This is a genomic window from Streptomyces sp. NPDC036984 (assembly GCF_055607665.1).
On sequence record NZ_JBVJRL010000008.1, the window covers coordinates 192,771 to 212,249 of the forward strand.

19 protein-coding genes, 2 tRNA genes and 1 pseudogene are annotated in these 19,479 nt (G+C 72.5%); 10 read left to right on the plus strand and 12 right to left on the minus strand.

The window, feature by feature from the left end:
• Positions 1-77 precede the first annotated feature (77 nt).
• The 5 genes and pseudogenes from ACZ7DL_RS17690 (at position 78) to ACZ7DL_RS17710 (ending at position 4,721) form a co-directional block, all read left to right on the plus strand.
• Complete coding sequence (locus ACZ7DL_RS17690; protein ID WP_470775073.1) at positions 78-1,214, plus strand: SPFH domain-containing protein; 1,137 nt, start codon at positions 78-80, stop codon at positions 1,212-1,214.
• 122 nt (positions 1,215-1,336) lie between these two features.
• Positions 1,337-1,942: a lytic polysaccharide monooxygenase auxiliary activity family 9 protein gene (locus ACZ7DL_RS17695; RefSeq protein ID WP_470775074.1), complete on the plus strand. Its 606-nt coding sequence runs from the start codon at positions 1,337-1,339 to the stop codon at positions 1,940-1,942.
• A 94-nt stretch (positions 1,943-2,036) separates the two neighbouring features.
• Complete coding sequence (locus ACZ7DL_RS17700; RefSeq protein ID WP_470775075.1) at positions 2,037-2,468, plus strand: DUF3592 domain-containing protein; 432 nt, start codon at positions 2,037-2,039, stop codon at positions 2,466-2,468.
• 96 nt (positions 2,469-2,564) lie between these two features.
• Positions 2,565-3,029, plus strand: a complete 465-nt coding sequence (locus ACZ7DL_RS17705) for a DUF3592 domain-containing protein (protein ID WP_470775076.1) — start codon at positions 2,565-2,567, stop codon at positions 3,027-3,029.
• Positions 3,030-3,069: 40 nt separating this feature from the next.
• Positions 3,070-4,721 (plus strand): annotated as a pseudogene (locus ACZ7DL_RS17710) (AMP-binding protein).
• On the opposite strand, the gene ACZ7DL_RS17715 reads toward ACZ7DL_RS17710, so the two are convergent.
• The 6 genes from ACZ7DL_RS17715 to ehuB all read right to left on the minus strand — a co-directional run bounded on the left by ACZ7DL_RS17715 (position 4,687) and on the right by ehuB (position 8,889).
• Positions 4,687-4,760 (minus strand) — tRNA-Lys (locus ACZ7DL_RS17715). The pseudogene ACZ7DL_RS17710 and the gene ACZ7DL_RS17715 overlap by 35 nt on opposite strands.
• Before the next feature lie 97 nt (positions 4,761-4,857).
• Positions 4,858-5,610 carry an IclR family transcriptional regulator gene (locus ACZ7DL_RS17720; RefSeq protein WP_470775077.1) on the minus strand — a complete coding sequence of 251 codons (753 nt, stop codon included), beginning with the start codon at positions 5,608-5,610 and terminating at the stop codon, positions 4,858-4,860.
• A gap of 202 nt (positions 5,611-5,812) precedes the next feature.
• Positions 5,813-6,595 carry an ectoine/hydroxyectoine ABC transporter ATP-binding protein EhuA gene (gene ehuA, locus ACZ7DL_RS17725; protein ID WP_470775078.1) on the minus strand — a complete coding sequence of 261 codons (783 nt, stop codon included), beginning with the start codon at positions 6,593-6,595 and terminating at the stop codon, positions 5,813-5,815.
• Positions 6,585-7,235 carry an ectoine/hydroxyectoine ABC transporter permease subunit EhuD gene (gene ehuD, locus ACZ7DL_RS17730; protein ID WP_470775079.1) on the minus strand — a complete coding sequence of 217 codons (651 nt, stop codon included), beginning with the start codon at positions 7,233-7,235 and terminating at the stop codon, positions 6,585-6,587. Before ehuD ends, ehuA begins: the two co-directional genes overlap by 11 nt.
• On the minus strand, positions 7,232-7,975 hold the full coding sequence (ehuC, locus tag ACZ7DL_RS17735) for an ectoine/hydroxyectoine ABC transporter permease subunit EhuC (RefSeq protein ID WP_470775080.1): 744 nt from the start codon (positions 7,973-7,975) through the stop codon (positions 7,232-7,234). The genes ehuD and ehuC overlap by 4 nt, the downstream gene beginning before the upstream one ends.
• Positions 7,972-8,889, minus strand: a complete 918-nt coding sequence (gene ehuB, locus ACZ7DL_RS17740) for an ectoine/hydroxyectoine ABC transporter substrate-binding protein EhuB (protein ID WP_470775081.1) — start codon at positions 8,887-8,889, stop codon at positions 7,972-7,974. The genes ehuC and ehuB overlap by 4 nt, the downstream gene beginning before the upstream one ends.
• Positions 8,890-8,936: 47 nt before the next feature.
• Between ehuB and ACZ7DL_RS17745 the strand changes: the two genes are divergently transcribed.
• On the plus strand, positions 8,937-9,431 hold the full coding sequence (locus tag ACZ7DL_RS17745) for a DUF3830 family protein (protein WP_470775082.1): 495 nt from the start codon (positions 8,937-8,939) through the stop codon (positions 9,429-9,431).
• A 39-nt stretch (positions 9,432-9,470) separates the two neighbouring features.
• Here the strand turns inward: ACZ7DL_RS17745 and ACZ7DL_RS17750 are convergent, their stop codons facing one another.
• Both ACZ7DL_RS17750 and ACZ7DL_RS17755 read right to left on the minus strand, forming a co-directional pair.
• Entirely contained in the window at positions 9,471-10,877 is a 1,407-nt protein-coding gene (locus ACZ7DL_RS17750; RefSeq protein ID WP_470775083.1) for an amidase, read from the minus strand.
• A gap of 16 nt (positions 10,878-10,893) precedes the next feature.
• Positions 10,894-11,847, minus strand: coding sequence for a D-2-hydroxyacid dehydrogenase (locus tag ACZ7DL_RS17755; protein WP_470775084.1), 954 nt, complete (start codon positions 11,845-11,847; stop codon positions 10,894-10,896).
• Positions 11,848-11,974: 127 nt separating this feature from the next.
• Here ACZ7DL_RS17755 and ACZ7DL_RS17760 point away from each other — a divergent pair, with 127 nt between their 5' ends.
• From ACZ7DL_RS17760 to ACZ7DL_RS17770, 3 genes are all read left to right on the plus strand, one after another.
• Positions 11,975-12,757, plus strand: coding sequence for a maleate cis-trans isomerase family protein (locus ACZ7DL_RS17760; protein ID WP_470775085.1), 783 nt, complete (start codon positions 11,975-11,977; stop codon positions 12,755-12,757).
• The gene (locus ACZ7DL_RS17765; protein WP_470775086.1) at positions 12,754-13,485 is read left to right on the plus strand and encodes a maleate cis-trans isomerase family protein; all 732 of its coding nucleotides are present in this window, start codon (positions 12,754-12,756) and stop codon (positions 13,483-13,485) included. Before ACZ7DL_RS17760 ends, ACZ7DL_RS17765 begins: the two co-directional genes overlap by 4 nt.
• A 131-nt stretch (positions 13,486-13,616) precedes the next feature.
• Positions 13,617-14,714: an LLM class flavin-dependent oxidoreductase gene (locus tag ACZ7DL_RS17770; RefSeq protein ID WP_470775087.1), complete on the plus strand. Its 1,098-nt coding sequence runs from the start codon at positions 13,617-13,619 to the stop codon at positions 14,712-14,714.
• On the opposite strand, the gene ACZ7DL_RS17775 is transcribed toward ACZ7DL_RS17770, so the two are convergent.
• Positions 14,693-16,498 (minus strand): putative bifunctional diguanylate cyclase/phosphodiesterase, encoded by a 1,806-nt coding sequence (locus ACZ7DL_RS17775; RefSeq protein ID WP_470775088.1) that lies wholly within the window; start codon positions 16,496-16,498, stop codon positions 14,693-14,695. The genes ACZ7DL_RS17770 and ACZ7DL_RS17775 overlap by 22 nt on opposite strands.
• Before the next feature lie 321 nt (positions 16,499-16,819).
• Here ACZ7DL_RS17775 and ACZ7DL_RS17780 point away from each other — a divergent pair, with 321 nt between their 5' ends.
• Positions 16,820-18,079, plus strand: a complete 1,260-nt coding sequence (locus ACZ7DL_RS17780) for a M6 family metalloprotease domain-containing protein (RefSeq protein WP_470775089.1) — start codon at positions 16,820-16,822, stop codon at positions 18,077-18,079.
• Positions 18,080-18,159: 80 nt separating this feature from the next.
• Here ACZ7DL_RS17780 and ACZ7DL_RS17785 read toward each other — a convergent pair.
• From ACZ7DL_RS17785 to ACZ7DL_RS17795, 3 genes are all read right to left on the minus strand, one after another.
• Positions 18,160-18,233 (minus strand) — tRNA-Lys (locus ACZ7DL_RS17785).
• Positions 18,224-18,793 carry a hypothetical protein gene (locus tag ACZ7DL_RS17790; RefSeq protein ID WP_470775090.1) on the minus strand — a complete coding sequence of 190 codons (570 nt, stop codon included), beginning with the start codon at positions 18,791-18,793 and terminating at the stop codon, positions 18,224-18,226. The genes ACZ7DL_RS17785 and ACZ7DL_RS17790 overlap by 10 nt, the downstream gene beginning before the upstream one ends.
• Before the next feature lie 111 nt (positions 18,794-18,904).
• Entirely contained in the window at positions 18,905-19,273 is a 369-nt protein-coding gene (locus ACZ7DL_RS17795; protein WP_470775091.1) for a hypothetical protein, read from the minus strand.
• Positions 19,274-19,479: the final 206 nt, after the last annotated feature.

The window sequence follows — 19,479 nt, forward strand, 5'->3', positions numbered from 1 at the left end:
CCGGGGCGGCCCCGGCACCACCCCGTACACCCCCACCCCCTGTTCATGACGCGTCTGGCGCGGAGGCTGGAGCACGCATGAGTACGACCACATCCCACACACCGCCCGAATCCGAGGGGCAGCCGGAGGGCGGTGCGGCGGGCCACGGCATCCGGCCGACCCGTCTGATCCACAACGAGGGGACCACCGAGATCCCCGTCCACCTGCTCTTCCGGGACGATCCCGACCCGGTGCGGGTGCCGCTCAAGCCGGCCGTGGTGGCCCGCCGGCAGGGCACCGGCGAGCAGCCCCGCCTGCACCGCACGGCGCCGGTGCGCAGACGGCCGCTGCCGGAGGTCGACCCGGAGCTGGCGGAACGCCCGGCGCGGGTGCTGCCGGGCGCGGCCGGGGTGCTCACCGGGGCCTGCGGGCTCACCGGCTGCCTGGCCACCACCTGGTGGGCGGGGCTGCTTCCGCCGCTCGCCGCGGAGGCGCTGCGGCTGCCGGCGTACGCGGGTGCGGGCCTCGGTGTCGCGCAGTGGGCCGCGTACGCCGGGGCCGGAATGCTCGGCGTGGTCGGCTTCGGCGGGCTGGCCCGGGGGCGGACCGGGCGGGCCTGGGTGCTCGGCCTGTTCGGCCGCTACCGCGGGACGGTCCGGCGCACCGGGCTGCTGTGGGTGAACCCGCTGGTGCTGCGCCGCCGGGTGGACGTGCGGCTGCGGCACTGGCGCAGCGAGGTGATGCCGGCGGTGGACCCCGACGGGCTGGCGCTGCGGGTGGTCGTGCTGGTGGTGTGGCGGGTGCGCGACACCGCGCGGGCCCTGCTCGGCGTCGAGGACCACGAGACGTACCTGCGCGAGTGCGTGGAGGCGGCGCTGGCCCGGGTGCCGGTGGAGGCGGCGGGCGGGGTGCGGGGCGGGGCGACGGCGGCCGGGGACGCGCTGACCCGGCTGGTGGCGACGGAGACCGCGCCGGTCGGCGTGGAGGTGTTCTCCGTGCAGCCGGTCCGGGTGGAGCACGCCCCCGAGGTGGCCGCCGCGGTGCACCGGCGCCGGATCGCCGCGCTGGACGCCCGGCAGCGGGCCACCCTGCTCAGCTCGGTGGTGGACTCGGTGGAGGACACGGTGACCCGGCTGACCATGCGCGGTCTGGTCGAACTGGACGACTACGAGCGCAAGGTGCTGGTGCGGGACCTCACGGTGGCGTTCTGCTCGGGGCGCGGCGAGCCGGTGTGACCGGTCCGGCAGCGGACCCTCGATTGGTATGGACATGTTCAACTAACGGCAATAACCTGAGACTTGGTCTAGACCTACCTGCACAGCTCACCGAACTCCCCACGTTCCCCAGGAGCGGCAGCATGCGCACGAAGACCAAGTTGTCCGCGGTCGTGCTGGGCGCGGTGACCGCCGGAGCGTTCGCGCTCTCCACCGGCGGTGCCAGCGGGCACGGCTACACCGACCTCCCCATCAGCAGGCAGAAGCTCTGTCAGAACGGCACCGTCGCCAACTGCGGCCAGATCCAGTGGGAGCCGCAGAGTGTCGAGGGCCCCAAGGGCTTCCCGGCCGGCGGACCCGCCGACGGCCAGATATGCAACGCGGGCCTGGGCCAGTTCTCACAGCTCAGCTCGCCGAGGACGCCGTCCGGCGGGGCCTGGCCCACCACCAGGGTGACGGGTGGCCAGTCGTACACCTTCCGCTGGCAGTTCACCGCCATGCACGCCACGACGGACTTCAAGTACTACGTCACCAAGCCGGGCTGGAACCAGAACCACAACCTCGCCCGCTCGGACCTCAACCTCACCCCGTTCCTGACGGTGCCCTACAACGGCCAGCGCCCGCCGGCCACGCTCAGCCACAGCGGCACGCTGCCCACCGGCCTGAGCGGGCATCACGTCATCCTCGCGGTGTGGACGATCGCCGACACGGGCAACGCGTTCTACGCCTGCTCGGACGTCACCTTCTGATCCCGTTCGGGTAAGGTCCGCGTGCGCCGGCGCCGTGTCGACGGCCCCGGCGCACGTGAGTCCTCAACACCGATATACGGGGGTACGGGTACCTGTGGACGCCCTGTTCAACATATCCATGGCGGGCATGCTCGGGTTCATGGTCTTCACCGCGGTGGCTCTGGTCCGCCGGACCCGGCAGCGGCGCTCGGCCTGGGAGAGCGGGCTGACCGCGCAGGCGCGGGTCGTGCGTGCCTGGGTCACCGCACAGGTGGTCAACAACGTCGCCAGGCGGGTGCAGTGGCACGAGTACGACTTCACGGCGCAGGACGGCCGGGCCGTGCGCTTCAAGGAGGCCGGCGGTCCGAGCGAGAGGGGCGCCGGCGACATGGTCCGCGTGTACTACGCCCCGCAGGAGCCGGAAAAGGCCACCGCCACCGAGCCCGAGCCCGGCAAGGCCATGGCGGCCGCGGTCGTCTGGCTGGTGCTTCTCGGGGCCTGTGCGGTCTTCCTCGTGCACGAGTGGATCACACTGTCTCGATTCTGATACTGAGCTTCTCTTGAGGCGGGCCACCCGGCGTGCCGGGTACGTTCCTCGCACGCCGACCGAGCGGGGACGGCGTACCTGACCACGGGGGACCTCATGGAACTGTTCTTCTACGCCGTGCCCGGCCTCATGTTCGCGGCGTTCGTCTCCGCCGCGTATCTGCTGGTCCGCCGTGCGCGGCGGATCAGCAGGACGTGGGCGCACGGCCTGACCGCCGAGGCGCGCTGCCTGCGGATGTACACGACGACCAGCGGGGGCGGCGGGGACACGTCCGTGCGCACGACCCTGCACCACGTCTACGAGTTCACGACCCGCGACGGCCGCACGGTCCGCTTCGAGGAGGAGGACGGCCCGGCGACCGTCCTGGAGGGCGACTTCGTGACCGTGCGCTACCTGCCGGAGCTTCCCCAGCAGGCCACCGCCAAGCCGCCGGCGCCCGGCAGCCTCGCCGTCGGCACCGGCTTCGGGCTGGCCTTCCTCGGCGTGGCCGGTGCCTTCTGCATCGGGTTCATGGCCGTGGTCCACATGATGTTCGCCGAGTCGGGCGGTCTGCTGCCGTAGCCCTCCTCATCTGACGCTCCGTCAGTTACCCTGCCCGGCCATGGAGACCACGACGGTCGCCGCACTGGTCGCGGCGCGCTGGGGTGACCACCGGCCGGGGCTGTGGTGCGAGGACCGGGTGCTGACGCACCACGAGACGGCCGCGGGCGCCGCCGCCCGGGCCGCGCTGCTGACCGACCTGCTGCCACCCGGCGCCGTACCGCACATCGGGGTGCTGCTCGACAACACCGAGGAGTTCCCACTGTGGCTCGGCGCCGCCGCGCTCGCCGGCGCGGCCGTCGCCGGAATCAACCCCACCCGGCGCGGCCCCGAGCTGGCCCGGGACATCGGGCACACCGAGTGCCCGCTCCTGGTCACCGAACGGGCCCACCTGCCGCTGCTGGCCGGGCTGGAGCTGCCCGGGGTGCGGCTCCTCGTGACGGACACCCCCGAGTACGCCGCCCTGCTCGCGCCCTACGCCGACGCCGTGCCCGACCCGTCCCGGGCGAGGCCGGCCGACCGGCTGCTGCTGTACTTCACCTCCGGCTCCACCGGCGCCCCCAAGGCGGCGATCTGCTCCCAGGGCCGGCTGGCGGCCGCCGGGCAGGCCCTGGTCCGGCAGTTCGGGGTGCGCGCGGACGACGTGCACTACGTCTGCATGCCGATGTTCCACGGCAACGCGGTGATCGCCGACTGGGCGCCCGCACTGGCCGCCGGCGCCGGGGTGGCACTGCGCCGCCGCTTCTCGGCCTCCGGTTTCCTGCCCGACGTCCGCCGCTACCGCGCGACCTACTTCACCTACGTCGGCCGGGCCGTCCAGTACCTCCTCGCCACCGAGCCGCGCCCCGACGACCGCGCCAACCCGCTGCGGCTCGGCTTCGGCACGGAGGCCGGCGCGGTGGACGCGGCGGCCTTCGAGCGGCGGTTCGGGGTGCGGCTGGTGGAGGGCTACGGCTCCTCCGAGGGCGGGGCGGCGATCCAGTGGGCGCCCGGCACCCCGGCGGGGGCGGTGGGTCCGGCCGGGCCCGGCCTGGTGGTGCTGGACCCCGCCACCGGGCGGGAGTGCCCGCCGGCCGTCTTCGACGGCGCCGGGCGGCTGCTGAACGGCCGGGAGGCGATAGGCGAGCTGGTCAACCGGGCGCCGAACCCCTTCGAGGGGTACTGGCGCAACCCGGCCGCCGAGGCCGAGCGGCGCCGGGGAGGCGCGTACTGGACCGGCGACCTCTTCTGCCGGGACGCCGACGGCTATCTGTACTTCGCGGGCCGTACCGACGACCGGATCAGGGTCGACGGGGAGAACCTGGCCGCCGCGATGATCGAGACCATCCTCGCCCGGTACGCGGGCGCGCACGCCGTCGCCGTGTACGGGGTGCCGGACCCGGTCACCGGGGACCAGGTGATGGCGGCCGTCGCCGGGACCTTCGACCCGGCGGGGTTCGCGGCGTTCCTGCGGGCCCAGCCCGACCTGGGGACGAAGATGGCGCCCCGGTTCGTGCGGGTGATGGAGCGGATGCCGGTGACGGCGACGAACAAGATCGAGCGGGCCCGGCTGCGGCGGGAGGGCTGTCTGTGCGCGGATCCGGTGTGGTGGCGGCCCCCGGGGGAGTCCGGGTACCGGCCACTGACCCCGGAAGACGCCGAAGGGTCCCTCGCTTTCGCGAGGGACCCTTCGATCTCGTGCGCCGCCAGGGACTCGAACCCCGGACCCGCTGATTAAGAGTCAGCTGCTCTAACCAACTGAGCTAGCGGCGCATGACTCCCGCCGACCGCGGTTTTCACTTCCCGCGGCTGGCGACGAAGAAAATACTACCTGGTCTCCCGGGGTGCTCGTGACCACCCCGGGCGGCGCCTAGATCGCGAGGGACAGCAGCACCGGCGCGGCGCTCCGGTTCAGCGTCTCCGCCGCACGCTTCAGCCGGTGCGCGTGCTCCACGGGAAGCGACAGCGCCAGGCAGCCCACCGACGCGCCCGCGGTGATCGGTACGGCCGCGCAGACCGTGCCGATCGCGTACTCCTGGAGGTCCAGGACCGGCACGGTCGGCGGCTGGGACTCCAGGCGGGACAGCAGCAGCTTGTCGCTGGTGATGGTGCGCGAGGTGAGCCGGGCCATCTTGTGCCGGGACAGGTGGTCGCGGCGGGCGTTGTGGTCCAGCTGGGTCAGCAGGCTCTTGCCGACGGCCGTGGCGTGCGCGGAGCAGCGGAAGTCCACCCACTCGTTGACCGCCGGGGTGGTCGGCCCGGCGGCGTACTGGGTGACCCGGACCTCACCGTCGACGTACCGGCTCAGGTAGACGGCCGCGCCGACCGAGTCGCGCAGCCGGTCCAGCATGTGCTGGAGCTTGTCGTGCAGGGCCTGCTCCCGGTCGTGGGCCGAGGTGAGCCGGCGCAGGGTGTCGCCGGTGACGTACGCCCCGTCGGTGATCTGCTCGACATAGCCCTCGCGGCGCAGCATCCGCAGCAGGGCGGTGAGCCGGTCAGGGCCGAGGCCGGTGTGGCGGGCCAGCTGGGTGTCCGTGACGCCGGCGGAGTGCCGGGCCACGGTCTCCAGCACGCGCAGCGCGTCCTGCGCGGAGTGGTACGGGGCGGTCGGTTCGATCCTCATGTCGGTCGGTCCCCCCTCGGCCGCGCTCCGGGTCGGCGGATCGTCTCCACGATAGCCGTCAAAGGGGTGCCGGGGAGAGGGGTTGGCGAGATTGTGCCGCGCGCGCCCGTGCTCCGAACTGGGGCGGAGATCCTCTGGCATATGCCAGAGGAATGCCCCAGTGACCGGACCTCGGGTCTTCCCCCGTTCACCCCCCCCGTGTTCACAGGACCGCGCTGATGAATTCCCGGGTGCGCTCCTGCTCCGGGTCGCCGAAGATCTTCTCCGGCGGACCCGCCTCGATGACCCGGCCCGCGTCGAACATCAGCACCTGGTCGGAGATGTCCCGGGCGAAACCCATCTCGTGGGTCACGCACAGCATGGTGATGTCGGTGCTGCGCGCGATGTCCCTGAGCAGATCGAGCACGCCCGCGACCAGCTCCGGGTCGAGCGCGGAGGTCACCTCGTCCAGCAGCAGCACCCGGGGCCGCATCGCCAGCGCCCGGGCGATCGCCACCCGCTGCTGCTGCCCGCCGGAGAGCCGGGTCGGCCGCGCGTCGCACTTGTCCGCCAGGCCCACCAGGTCCAGCAGCTCCCGGGCCCGCGCCTCGGCCTCGTCCTTCGACAGCCCGAGCACCCGGACCGGCGCCTCGGTGAGGTTCCGCAGGACCGACATGTTCGGGAACAGGTTGAACTGCTGGAACACCATCCCGATCTTCTTGCGGACCTCCCGGACCTGCTTGTCCGGCGCCGGGAACAGCCGCTGCCCGTCGACGGTGATCGTGCCCTCGTCCGGCTTGGCGAGGGTCATCAGCAGCCGGAGGATCGTGGTCTTGCCGGAGCCGGAGGGGCCGATCAGGGTGACGTGCCGGCCCGTGTCCACGGTCAGATTCAGGCCGTCGAGGACGGTGTTGTCCCCGAACCGCTTGGTCACGCCCTCCATTCGGATCAGTTCGGTCGGCAGAGTGCCGGTCGCGGCCGGCTGCTTGCTGGTCTCAACGGACAAGGCGTCGCTCCAGTGCTCGCAGAAGAAGGGAGGCCAGGTAGGAAACGAGGATGAAGGCCACACCGATCACGGTGAGCGGCTCGGTGAACTGGAAGTGCTGCTGGGAGAAGAGCCGGGCCCGCCCGAGCATCTCCGGCACGGTGATCACCATCAGCATCGGCGTGTCCTTGAGCATGGCGATCACGTAGTTGCCGAGGGCCGGCACCACCCGGCGGATCGCCTGCGGAAGGATCACCGCGGTCCAGGTCCGCAGCCGGGGCAGGTTCAGCGCCGTCGCCGCCTCCCACTGGCCGGCCGGCACCGCCTCGATACCGGCCCGGTAGACCTGCATGGTGTAGGTCGAGTAGTGCAGGCCGACCGCGAAGACGCCGGTGGCCAGCGCGGAGAAGGTCAGGCCCCACTCGGGCAGCACATAGAAGAGGAAGAACAGCTGGACCAGCAGCGGGGTGTTGCGCACGAACTCCGTGACCACCCCGACCGGCCAGCGCACCCACCGGGCCGGCGCCCGCATCAGCAGCGCCCACACCAGACCGAGGGTGAAGGACAGCAGCGAACCGAGCGCCAGCGCCTGCAGCGTGACCAGCAGCCCGTGCCAGAAGGCCGGCATGAACGCGCCGACGGCGTCCCAGTCCCACTTCATGCGGCACCTCCGCCCATGCCCGCGCCGCCCGCGGCGCCCACGCCGGTCGTCTGGGCGCGCTTGAGCTCACGCGCCGCCCGCTCCGTCCCGGGATCCTTGCCGACCCCGGTCTTCAGCCGCTTCTCCAGGCCGCGCATCAGCCGCGTCAGCACGAAGGCGATCGCGAAGTAGATCAGGAGCACGTACGTGTAGACCTCCGCGCTCTGCTGGAGGGCCAGCCGCACCAGGTTCGCGCTGAACGTCAGATCGCCCATGCCCATCACCGACACCAGCGCGGTGCCCTTGAGCAGTTCGACCAGCAGGTTGCAGAAGGACGGGATCATCTCCGGCACCGCCTGCGGCAGCAGGATCAGCCTCAGGCGCTGCGCCGGGGTGAAGCTGAGCGCGATCCCGCCCTCCCGCTGCGCCGGGTCCACCGCGTTCAGCGCGCCGCGCACGATCTCCGTGCCGTACGCGCCGTACGTCAGCCCGAGTGCCAGCGTGCCCGCCCACATCGGCACCAGCTGCCAGCCGAAGGCCACCGGCAGCACGAAGAACACCCAGAAGATCATCACCAGCGCCGAGGTGCCGCGGAACACCTCGGTGTAGAAGCCGGCCAGGAAGCGCACGATCCACAGCCGGTGGGTACGCGCGATGCCGACGGCGAAGGAGACCGCCGTGGCCAGCAGCGCGCTGAACACCAGCAGCTGGACGGTGGTCCAGACGCCTTTCAGTACCAGTTCCCAGAGCCCTGAGGTCATCCGCCGCACAGCTCCTTCGCGGTCAGGTCCGTCATCTCGGCCTCCGTGAAGCCGAAGGGCCTGAGGATCCGGAGCAGTTCCCCGCTCTTCTTCAGCTTGCGCAGCTCGGCGTTGAAGGCGTCCCGCAGCCGCGTCTCGGTCGGCCGGAACGCGAACGCGCCGCCGTCGACGTGGGGTTTGCCCTTGACCAGAGGCCGGAACGGCGCGGTGGCCTCCGCCTTGGCGGACTTCTTGACCACTTCCCGCGTGGTGAGCGCCGTACCGGCGAACACGTCGACGCGCCCGGCCTCCACGGCGTTCAGCCCGGCCACCTGGTCCGGGACGATCAGAATGTCGCTCTCCTCGTACCCGGCCTCCACCGCGTACTGGATCTCGGCGTACCCCGTGCCGGTGGCGAACTTCGCCTTCTTCGCGACGACGTCCTTGTAGGAGTGCAACCCCATCGGGTTCCCCTTGCGGACGATGAACGAATCCAGCATCTGGTAGTCCGGATCCGCGAAGATCACCTGCCGGCAGCGCTCGGGATTCACGTACATCCCGGCGGCCACGACGTCGAACTGCTGCGAGTTCAGCCCCGGGATCAGCGAGCCGAACTCGGTCGGCACCGGCTGCACCCGGTCCACCCCGAGCCGCTTGAAGACGGCCTTCGCCAGCTCGGGCGCCTCCCCGGTGAGCTTCCCGTCCGTGTCGATGTACCCGAAGGGAATCTCCCCGGCGATCCCGAGCCGCACGACACCCTGGGCGCGCAGCCGTTCCAGCAGATCGCCGCCGTCCTTGCCGGACGCCGCCGCCACCCGCGTACAGCCCGCCGCGCCCAGCGCGCCGAACGCCGCGAGGCCCGCGAGCACCGAGCGCCGCGTGTGTCTGTGTTCCGACCGGATTGTGTGTACGTCGTTGCCAAGTGGTGGAGCCATGGCGGCGCGGCTACCCAAGCGGATGCGGGGTATGCACCCTGGTTTTCATGGCCGAACGATTCGTCACCGTCTCGCTGGAGCGGCGGGATGTGCACTGCACGGCACGACTGCTGACCGACCGGGCGCCCCTGACCTGCGCGGCGGTGTGGGAGGCACTGCCGCTCGCGGGCGACGTCTACCACGCGAAGTACGCGCGCAACGAGATCTACGCCCTCTTCCCGCCCTTCGCCTCCACGGAACCCCCACTGGAGAACCCGACGGTCACCCCGATCCCCGGCGATCTCTGTTACTTCTCCTTCACCGGCACCGAACTGGGCACGCCGTCCTACGGCTACGACCGCGAGGTCCGCCCCGGCGCCACGCTGGTCGACCTGGCCCTGTTCTACGAGCGCAACAACCTGCTCCTCAACGGCGACGTCGGCTGGGTGCCGGGGATCGTCTGGGGCCAGGTCGTCGACGGCCTCGACCGGATGGCCGAGGCGTGCAACGACCTGTGGCGGACGGGGGCGGCGGGGGAGACGCTGGCCTTCCGGCGGGCGTAGGCCGCCGGGCCGCCGGTTTCTCTTCCCGCCGCACCGGCGCTAAGCCGCGATGGTGGAGGCCGGCGGTGCCGACGCCACCCCGGCTTCGAACAGGGCGTGCGCGGCCCGCAGCACGAGATCGTCCCGGTGCCGCGCGGCGACGATCTGCATCCCCACCGGCAGACCCGCCTCGTCCACCCCCACGGGGACGCTCGCCGCCGGCTGCTGGGTCAGGTTGAAGGGGTAGGTGAACGGCGTCCACCCCGTCCAGCGCCGGTGAGCGGACCCCCGCGGCACCTCCTCGCCCGCCTCGAACGCCGTGACCGGCACCGTCGGCGTCACCAGCAGGTCGTACCGCTCGTGGAAGCGGCCCATCCGGCGCCCGAGGTTCATCCGGACGTCCACCGCGGCCAGATACTCCAGCGCGCTCATCCGGGCGCCCCGCGCGCAGATCTCCCGCAGCCCGGGGTCCAGCAGCCGCCGGCGGTTCGGCGAGAAGTTCTGGGTCAGCCGGGCCGCGCCGCTGAACCACAGGGTGTGGAAGGCCTCCACCGGGTCGCTGAAGTCGGGGTCGGTCTCCTCCACGTACGCGCCGAGGTCCGCCAGGGCGGCCACCGCCTGCCGGACCGCCGCCGCGACACCCGGCTGGACGGCCACCTGCCCGCCGAGCGACGGCGAGTACGCCACCCGTAGCCCCCGCACCCCGTCCCTCAGCACCTCCGTGAAGGAGCCCGGCGCGGGCGGCAGCGCGGACCAGTCGCGCGGGTCGGGGCCGCCGATGACGTCGAGCAGCAGGGCCGCGTCGGCCGCGTCCCGGGTCATCGGCCCGGCGTGCGACAGCGTGCCGAACGCGCTCGCCGGATGCAGCGGCACCCTGCCGTATGTCGGCTTCAGCCCGAAGACCCCGCAGAACGCGGCCGGGATGCGGATGCTGCCGCCGCCGTCCGTGCCCAGTGACAGCGGGCCCGCGCCGAGCGCGACGGCCGCCGCGCTGCCGCCGCTGGAGCCGCCCGCGGTGCGCGTGAGGTCGTACGGGTTGCGGGTGATCCCGGTCAGCGGGGAGTCCGTGACGCCCTTCCAGCCGTATTCGGGCGTGGTCGTCTTGCCGAGGAACACCGCGCCGTGCTCGCGCAGCCGGGCCACGGACGGCGCGTCCTCGTCCCAGGTCCCCTGCTCCGCTACGGTCCTCGAACCGCGCAGGGTGGGATGGCCGCGCAGCAGCAGCATGTCCTTGACCGTCACCGGTACCCCGTCGACCAGCCCGGCCGGCTCACCGCGCCGCCAGCGCGCCGCCGACTCGCGGGCCCGGGTGAGCGCGTCCTCCTCGGTGAGCCGCACGAACGCGTTCACCTCCGGCCGGCTCCGCCGCGCCCGCTCCAGCGCCTCCTCGGTCACTTCCACCGGGCTGAACTCGCCCTTGCGGTATCCGTCGAGCAGCTGGACGGCGGTCAGGTCGGTGAGCTGCATGCACCCTCCCAGGGGTTCAGTGACCGGGCACGTAGCCACGCGCCTTGTCGACCACGTTCAGCAGAGATCTGCCCGCCGCCCACCGCTCGTACAACTCCACGAACTGGGTACCCAGCGCGTCCCGCCAGCCGACCGTGTCGCCGCTCATGTGCGGGGACACGATCAGCCCCGGCAGCTCCCACAGCGGACTGTCCGCGGGCAGCGGTTCGGCGGCGAACACGTCCAGGGCCGCGCCCGCGATCCAGCGCCGGCTCAGCGCCCGCGCGAGCGCCTCCTCGTCGACGAGCTGCCCGCGGCCGACGTTCACGAAGAGCGCCGAGGGCTGCATCACGCCGAACCGGCGCGTGTCGAACATGCGGTACGTCTGCTCGGTCAGCGGAGCCGCCGCGATCACCCAGTCCGCGCGGGAGATCAGCCGGTCCAGGTCGGCCGGCCCGTGCACGCCGGTGCGCGGCACCCGCCCGACCAGTGCCGGCGTCACGCCCAGGGCTTTCAGGGTGCGGGCGATCGCCCGGCCGATCGGACCCGAGCCGACCACGCACGCGCGCGTGCCCGCCACCCGCCGGGTCTCCCGGTGCCGCCAGGTCCGCTCCCGCTGGAGGTCCAGGGTGCGCGGCAGGTCCTTGGCGACCGCCAGCACGAGGGCCGCGACGTACTCGGCGATCGGCTGGTCGAAGATCCCGCGCGCGTTGGTGACCACGGTGTCCGACGCGGCCAGTTCCGGGCACATCAGATGGTCCACGCCGGCGCTCGCGGTGTGCACCCAGCGCGGCCGGGGACCGTCCCCGGGCCACGCCTCCCGCACCGCGTGCGAGGTGAAGTCCCACACCAGCAGCACGTCCGCGCCGGGCAGCCGCTCGGCGAGGTGCGCGGCGTCCGTGTGCACGATCCGGGCGCGGCCGGTGAGGCGGCCGAGCCGGGGCGGCGGGTCGGCGTCGAGGACCAGAAGGGTCGGGGCGGTCGGCGTCATGCGGGGCGGCTCCCGGCGTCTGACATGCGCGGATTGACCACGCTCGCACCCGAACCTACCTTCGTCAACACGGGCGTACTCTCGATGCGTTGCCCACTCGTCTCCCAGCGTGAGGCCGGTGCCAGCCATGGACTCCTTTCTCGGCGGCCCCCGCCCGCAGCGGGGCGTGGGCGTGGTGGCCCCCTTCGACTTCGCTTTGGACCGCGAGCTGTGGCGCTGGGTGCCCGACGAGGTCTCACTGCATCTGACCCGGACCCCGTTCGTGCCGGTCGAGGTCAGCCTGGACCTGGCCCGGCTGGTCAGCGAGCACGAGACGCTCGGCGAGGCCGTCCGCGCGCTGACCGCCGTCTCCCCCGAGGTCGTCGCCTACGCCTGTGCCTCCGGCAGCTTCGTCGGCGGGATCGCCGGGGAGCGGGCGATGTGCGCGGCGATGACCGCGGCCGGCGCGCTGCCGTCGCTGACCACCTCCGGGGCGCTGCTGGAGGCGCTGGCGGAGCTGGGCGCGCGGCGGGTCGCGCTGGTCACGCCGTACACCGGGTCCGTGACCCGGGCGCTGGAGGAGTACGTGGCGCAGGCCGGCGCGGACGTGACCGGCTGCGCCTACATGGGGCTGACCCGGCACATCTGGCGGGTGCCCTACCGGGACGTCGTGGCCATCGCGCGCCGCGCGGCCCGGCCGGGCTCCGCCGACGCCCTCTTCCTCTCCTGCACCAATCTGCCGACCTACGACGTGATCCCCCAGCTGGAGGCGGAGCTGCGGATGCCCGTCCTGTCAGCCAACCAGGTCACGATGTGGGCTGCGCTGCGCCGGCTGGGTACCCGGGCCGTGGGGCCTTATCAGGCGCTGCTGGACGCTGCCGCCCGCGTATGGCCCGTACTGCCGGAAGAACAGCAGGAAGGCTGGACATGACCGCACTCGGATTCCTCTACCCGGGCCACTCCGCCGAGGACGACTATCCACGCATCGAGCAGCTCCTGGGCAGCGACATCCGGGTGGACCTGTTCCACACCGACATCGGCGAGGACGCGCACCGGGCGGACGCGCTGCGCGAGATGGGTTCCGCCGAGCGGCTCGCCGCGGGCATGGAGGGGCTGCGGCTGGCCGGCGTCGAGACGGTGGTGTGGGCGTGCACCAGCGGCAGCTTCGTGCACGGCTGGGAGGGTGCCCAGGAGCAGGTGCGGACCCTCGCCCGGCTGGCCGGGATGCCGGCCTCCTCGACGTCCTTCGCCTTCGTGCACGCGGCCCGGGAGCTCGGCATCAGCCGGGTCGCCGTCGGCGCGACCTACCCGGAGGACGTGGCCGTGCTGTTCGCGGAGTTCCTGCGGGCCGGGGGTCTTGAGGTGGCCGGAATGCGGTCGTCGGGGATCGTCACGGCGGCGGAGGTCGGCACCTGGGGGGAGGAGGACGTGCTCACGCTGGCGCGGGCGGCGGACGTCGCCGACGCGCAGGCCGTGCTGCTGCCGGACACGGCGCTGCACACCGCCGCGCACCTGTCGCTGCTGGAGAAGGCGCTGTCCAAGCCGGTGCTCACCGCCAACCAGGTGTCCGTCTGGGAGGGGCTCAGGCTGGCGGACCGCCGGGTGAACGCCCCGTCGCTGGGGACCTTGTTCACCAGGGAGCCCTTGGTCCAGGTCTAGCCCAGGTCCGGCCCAGGTCCGGTTCCGGGGCCCCGGCGCGGCCGCCCGGGAGGGCGCCCGCGGAATAAACGGGGACAGCCTCCTGTTAGCTGCCCGAGGACAGCTCACGTTCGAAACAGGAGGCCCACACCGTGTCCGCAGCCAAGGCAGACGAGATCCGGGGCACGACGCACGGCACCGCCCCCGCCCCCCTCTCCGTACTGGACCTCGTGACCGTCGGCGCGGGCAGCACCGCCACCGACGCCCTGCGCACCAGCGTCGCGCTCGCCCGGCTCACGGAGGCCCGCGGCTTCCACCGGTACTGGGTCGCCGAGCACCACTCCATGCCCGGCGTGGCCTCCTCCTCGCCCGCCGTGATCCTCGCCCACCTCGCCGCCCACACCGACCGCATCCGGCTCGGCTCGGGCGGCGTCATGCTGCCCAACCACGCCCCGCTGGTGATCGCCGAGCAGTTCGGCACGCTGGAGGCGATGGCCCCGGGCCGCGTCGACCTGGGCCTCGGCCGGGCGCCGGGCACGGACGGCGCGACGGCCGCTGCCCTGCGCCGTACCGACACCCTGAACGAGGGCGCCGACGACTTCCCGCAGCAGCTGGCGGAGCTGACCCGGTTCCTCGACGACGACTTCCCCGACGGGCACCCCTACCGCCGGATCCACGCGATCCCCGGACCGGTCCAGGGGACCGCCCCCGGCGGGGTGCAGTCCACGCATCGCCCGCCCGTCTGGCTGCTCGGCTCCTCCGGTTTCAGCGCCCGGCTGGCCGGCCTGCTCGGCCTGCCGTTCGCCTTCGCGCACCACTTCTCCGCGCAGAACACCATCCCGGCCCTGGACCTGTACCGGCAGACCTTCCGCCCGTCCGCGGTCCTGGCCGAGCCGTACGCCCTCATCGGCGTCTCCGCCCTCGCCACGGACGACGAGGCGGAGGCCCGCCGGCAGACCCGGGCGATGGGGCTGAACATGCTCCGGCTGCGCACCGGCCGCCCCGGTCTCTTCCCCGACCCGGAGGAAGCCGCCCGGCAGGAACTCGGCGCGATGGAGGAGGAGTTCATCACCTCCTGGACGGCCAACATCGTGCACGGCACCGCCGACGAGGTGCGCGCCGGCCTGGACGACCTGCACAAGCGCACCGGCGCCGACGAGCTGATGCTCACCTCGCACGCGCACCGCGGCGAAGTGCGCCTGCGCTCCTATGAGTTGATCGCGGACGCCTACGGGTTGCCGACCGCGTAGGAGTCCGCCCCCAGCAGCTCGGAGATACGATCCGGCGGCACCGGGCGGGAGTACAGCCAGCCCTGTCCGGTGTCGCAGCCGATCCGGCGCAGCCGGGTGGCCTGGGCCGAGGTCTCCACGCACTCCGCGGTGACCGTCAGACCGAGCCGGTGGGCGAGCTGGATCATCGCCTCCACGATCACCTCGTCGGCCGGATTGGACACGGTCCCCTTGGCGGCCTCCTCGTACTGGAAGCCCCGGACGAAGGAGCCGTCCAGCTTCAGCGTGGAGACCGGCAGGCGGCTCAGATAGGCGAGGTTCGAGTAGCCGGTGCCGAAGTCGTCGATGGCGATGCGCACGCCCATGTCGCTGAGGGCCTGGAGCGCCTGGAGCGGACGGCCCGCCGAACCCATCACCGCCGACTCCGTCAGCTCCAGCTGGAGCAGGTGCGGGGCGAGCCCGGTCTCGGCGAGGGTCTCCGCCACGTCGGCCACCAGGTCGGAGTCCCACACCTGCCGTACGGCCACGTTCACGCTGACGAAGATGGGCGGTTCGCCGGGGTGGTCCAGCTGCCAGCGGCGGGCCTGCCGGCAGGCGGTGTTCAGTGCCCAGCGACCCAGCTGGACGATCGAACCGTCCTCCTCGGCCAGTCCGATGAACCGATTCGGCGTCAGTGTGCCGAACTGAGGATGATTCCAGCGGACCAACGCCTCCACCCCGCTGAGCCGGCCGTCCTCCATGCCCACCAACGGCTGGTATTCGAGGGCGAACTCGCCGCGCTCGATGGCGGGCCGGAGGGTGGAGGACAGGGCCTGGCGGGTCATCCGGTGGGCGTTGCGCTCGGGGTCGAACAGGGTCCAGCGGGCCTTGCCGTCGGCCTTCGCCCAGTACAGGGTCGTGTCCGCGGCCTGCATCAGACCGGTCGCGGTCGTACCCGCCGCGTGCCGCTCGACGACACCGATGGACGCGGTCAACGACAGCCGCTGCCCGGCCAGATCGAAGGGCTCCTCCAGGGCCTTCAGCGCGGACTCGGCGAGGTCGGCGAGCTGTTCGGTGCCGGTGGAGTCCTCCACCAGCAGGGCGAACTCGTCGCCGCCCAGCCGGGCCACCAGGGGCGTCGCGGCGCGGGCGTACCCGGTCTCGTCGGCGACCCGGTTCAGGCGTTCGGCCACGGCCGCGAGGAGCCGGTCGCCGAAGCGGTGGCCGAGGGTGTCGTTGACGGCCTTGAAGCCGTCCAGATCCAGATAGCACAGGCCGATCCGGCCGGTGCCGCTCTGCTCGTACGACTCCGCCTCCAGCGCGGCCGTCAGCCGTTCGAAGAACAGCGTGCGGTTGGGCAGCCGGGTCACCGGGTCGTGCATCTGCAAGTGGTGCAGCCGGGCCTGGAGTTCACGGCGGGCGCTGACGTCGGCGACCGAGAGCAGGACGCCGGGCTCGCCGTCGGCCAGCGGGGCGACGGTGATCTGCACCCACACCGAGTGCCCCTCGAGGTGTTTGAGCCGGCGGGTGCAGCGCAGGCGGGCCTGCCGGCCGCGCAGCACCTCACGGTAGGCGTGCCGACTGCGGGCGTCCGAGGCGAGGTCCACCAGGTCGGCGGCGACCCGCCCGGTGAGTGCCACCGGATCGGTGCCGAGCAGTTCGCCGAGGGCGGCGTTGGCGCTGACGACGAGTCCCTCGGGGGCCACGACCGCCATGGCGAGCGGGGCGGTCGCGAAGACACGGTGGTAGGTGGTGTGGTGACTGTCTGTGACGGCTGACCGGTCGAGGTCTGCCGCGGGCGTCGGCCCTTCGGACGTTCCGCTCACCGCTCGCTCCCGCAGTGCACTCGATCTCTGTCCGTGCCGGAAAGTGTGCCGATCATAGAGGCTGGCCCCGGGCCCTTCCAGCCACTCTCCAGTCTCCCGGACTGGACACAGGTTCTGACAGATCGTTTCTGCCCGCACCTGGACAGCTTCTTCAGGCCGCCGACCAGTTGTGACGTTCCGTGAGTGTTTCGGGGTGTCGGGCGCCGGGGCGCGCCGGCGTGTGGTGGGGGCGCGCTCACCCTTCTGGTGCAGGCAAACAGGGCAAAACGCATCAAACACCAGCAATCTGGGTGCGGGTCCCGCGAACCGCATCCGGAGGTCATGCCCGTGCCCAAGCTGCGCAGCACCGCCGCCGTGTGCACCACGATGTCGGCGCTCGCCGCGACCTCGATCCTCACCGGCCCGTCGGTCGCCGAGCCCTTCTCGACGGCCCCCTGCGCCCTCCAGCGCACCGAGGCCCACCACTCGGAGGGTGTGGACACCTGGAACCCCGCCTACGCTCGCCCGGCCGGCGCGCTCGACGCCGTACTGGTCTTCCTCTCCTTCCCGGACGCCGTCCCACGCACCACCCCCGCCGAACTGACCGCCGACCACTTCCCCGCCACCAGCCGCTTCTACGAGCAGGCCTCCTACGGCCGGTTCACCCTGCGCCCGCATCCGCTCAAGCGCTGGCTGCGCATGCCCCGGCCGTCGACGGCGTACGCCATAAGGCGGGACTGGAGCGCGGAGGACCGGGCCGCCTACCTGCGGGACGCGTTCGCCGTGGCCGATCCAGAAGTCGACTTCTCGCGCTACCCGGTGGTGTACTTCGTCACCGACCCGGACGCACCCGGCGTCGACTCGGACGCCACCAAGGTCGTGAACCTCGACACGCCCCTGCGCATGGACGGCACGGACGTCCGCCGGGTCGTCACGGTGTTCGAGCGGCATCCGCCGGACCGGCTCGTTCTCGCGCACGAGACCGGCCATGTCTTCGACCTGCCCGACCTCTACCACCGCCCGGTCGACGGCAAGGGCGACTGGGACACCCACGTCGGCGACTGGGACCTGATGGGCAGCCAGTTCGGGCTCGCGCCGGACCTCCTCGCCTGGCACAAGTGGAAGCTGGGCTGGCTGGACGGGCGCCAGGTGGTGTGCGTGCGCGGCGCCGCGCCGACCCGCCTCACCCTGGAACCCCTGGAGGCCGGCCCGGATGTCCCGATGCCGGGCACGGGCGGCGCGCCCGCCTTCGGTCTCGGCCACGGCACCAAGCTGGCCGTCGTGCGCACCGGCCCGGACAGTGTCCTGGCCTTCGAGGCGCGCGGCCCGGCCGGCAACGACCGCGCGTCCTGCCGGCAGGGGGTCCTGGTCTACCGGGTACGCGGCGGCGCCGAGTCCGGCGGCGGCCCGGTCCAGGTCGTGGACGCCCACCCGCACGCCGAGGCCTGCTGGGAGAACTCGGTCTACCCGCCCCTCGCCGACGCCCCGGTCGCCCTCGGGGAGAGCTTCACCGTGCCCGGCGAGGACGTGAAGGTGGAGGTGGAGGACCGGACGGCGTCGGGGGCCTGGACGGTGAAGATCACGCCGGGGGGCATGGGCTGAGGGGGCGGGCCGAGGGGGTTCTTGTATACGAAAACGGCGGGCCGGATTCTTTCGAACCGGACCCGCCGTTTTGCTTCGCGTGCGCCGCCAGGGACTCGAACCCCGGACCCGCTGATTAAGAGTCAGCTGCTCTAACCAACTGAGCTAGCGGCGCCTGCTGACGTCGTAGACCTTAGCATCCTGGTCGGCGGGAGGAAAAATCGATATCCGTACGGCGGCCCGGGCGGCTCGTACGGACGCCCAGAGCAGGACCTCGGGGCCGGGCAGCCAGGGGTGCCGGGTGTCCGGGGCGACCACCCAGCGGGAGGCGGCGGGGGTGTCACCGCCGTTCGGGGCCGGGACGGTCACCGCGTCGCCCGTGCCGTGGCACAGCAGCGGCGGCACCGCCCGCGTCCGCTGGGACCCCCACTCCTCCCAGCCCAGCAGCGAGGGCAGGCGCTGAGCCGTGCCGGGGGCGGCGAACAGCAGCATCCGGCCCCGGAACACCGCGACCGGCCCCGATCCCGGGCCCTCGTCCCACAGTCGGTCCAGCATGCGGCGCCCGAACACGGCCGGGGCACTCACCACGTCGAAGACCGTGCCACAGGGCAGGACCAGCGGGGCGTCCAGGCGCTCCGCCCACAGGGCCAGGGTGCTGCGGGGATACGTTCCTGTCGAGGCGAGCCAGGCGAGTCCGTCGGTGCTGACATGCGAGACGTTCGGTGCGCTGCTCATGACACCTACATGTACAGCCCGTGAGCGGCTCGCTCTGTTGAGTTGCGGAAATCCGGGACAGAGCCGGTGGCGCAGGAGTATCTTGCCCGCCTGGCATATGCCGCCCGCGGGTTACAGCGGGTCGGCGGGCGTGCGCGCGTCCTCCTCCCCGCGCAGCAGATCCCGTCCGAACTCGACCATCTTCCTGGCGTAGTCCTCGGTCCACTCCGCGCGCTCGGCGATGTCCGCCGGGGTCAGCCGGTCGAACCGGCGCGGGTCGGCGAGCTGGGCCGCCGCGATGGCCTGGAACTCCATGGCCCGGTCGGCGGCCGCGCGGAACGCCTGGGTCAGCTCCGTCGCCCGGGTCAGCAGCGCCCGCGGATCCTCGATCGACTCCAGGTCGAAGAAGTGCTCCGGATCGGCGGCCGCGTCCGCGGGCTCGAAGATCAGGGGCGCGGGGCGTAGCCGCGGTTCGTTACGACGCGGCGTGGGCTCCGCCATGTCTTCTCTCCTCCTCGTAGCTTGGCCGCCACCGCCTCTGGGTGGACCACCGTCCATTGTCCCGCGCCCGTGCAAGGGGCCCTCCGAACCACGCACGGCCACCGGTGCGGGCCCCGCTGCCGCTCGGTCACGGCCGCCAGCTGACCCGGTGTTCGGCCAGGTGGGCCAATACCGCGTGGTTCGCCTCCCAGCCGTCCGGGCTGTAT

What these genes read in the sequence shown, in the direction of transcription:
- ACZ7DL_RS17690 (WP_470775073.1), top strand. Translation starts at nt 78, where the DNA reads ATGAGTACGACCACATCCCACACACCGCCCGAATCCGAGGGGCAGCCG.
- ACZ7DL_RS17695 (WP_470775074.1), top strand. Translation starts at nt 1,337, where the DNA reads ATGCGCACGAAGACCAAGTTGTCCGCGGTCGTGCTGGGCGCGGTGACC.
- ACZ7DL_RS17705 (WP_470775076.1), top strand. Translation starts at nt 2,565, where the DNA reads ATGGAACTGTTCTTCTACGCCGTGCCCGGCCTCATGTTCGCGGCGTTC.
- ACZ7DL_RS17720 (WP_470775077.1), bottom strand. Translation starts at nt 5,610, where the DNA reads ATGAGGATCGAACCGACCGCCCCGTACCACTCCGCGCAGGACGCGCTG.
- ehuD (WP_470775079.1), bottom strand. Translation starts at nt 7,235, where the DNA reads ATGAAGTGGGACTGGGACGCCGTCGGCGCGTTCATGCCGGCCTTCTGG.
- ehuC (WP_470775080.1), bottom strand. Translation starts at nt 7,975, where the DNA reads ATGACCTCAGGGCTCTGGGAACTGGTACTGAAAGGCGTCTGGACCACC.
- ehuB (WP_470775081.1), bottom strand. Translation starts at nt 8,889, where the DNA reads ATGGCTCCACCACTTGGCAACGACGTACACACAATCCGGTCGGAACAC.
- ACZ7DL_RS17745 (WP_470775082.1), top strand. Translation starts at nt 8,937, where the DNA reads ATGGCCGAACGATTCGTCACCGTCTCGCTGGAGCGGCGGGATGTGCAC.
- ACZ7DL_RS17750 (WP_470775083.1), bottom strand. Translation starts at nt 10,877, where the DNA reads ATGCAGCTCACCGACCTGACCGCCGTCCAGCTGCTCGACGGATACCGC.
- ACZ7DL_RS17755 (WP_470775084.1), bottom strand. Translation starts at nt 11,847, where the DNA reads ATGACGCCGACCGCCCCGACCCTTCTGGTCCTCGACGCCGACCCGCCG.
- ACZ7DL_RS17760 (WP_470775085.1), top strand. Translation starts at nt 11,975, where the DNA reads ATGGACTCCTTTCTCGGCGGCCCCCGCCCGCAGCGGGGCGTGGGCGTG.
- ACZ7DL_RS17765 (WP_470775086.1), top strand. Translation starts at nt 12,754, where the DNA reads ATGACCGCACTCGGATTCCTCTACCCGGGCCACTCCGCCGAGGACGAC.
- ACZ7DL_RS17780 (WP_470775089.1), top strand. Translation starts at nt 16,820, where the DNA reads ATGCCCGTGCCCAAGCTGCGCAGCACCGCCGCCGTGTGCACCACGATG.
- ACZ7DL_RS17790 (WP_470775090.1), bottom strand. Translation starts at nt 18,793, where the DNA reads ATGAGCAGCGCACCGAACGTCTCGCATGTCAGCACCGACGGACTCGCC.
- ACZ7DL_RS17795 (WP_470775091.1), bottom strand. Translation starts at nt 19,273, where the DNA reads ATGGCGGAGCCCACGCCGCGTCGTAACGAACCGCGGCTACGCCCCGCG.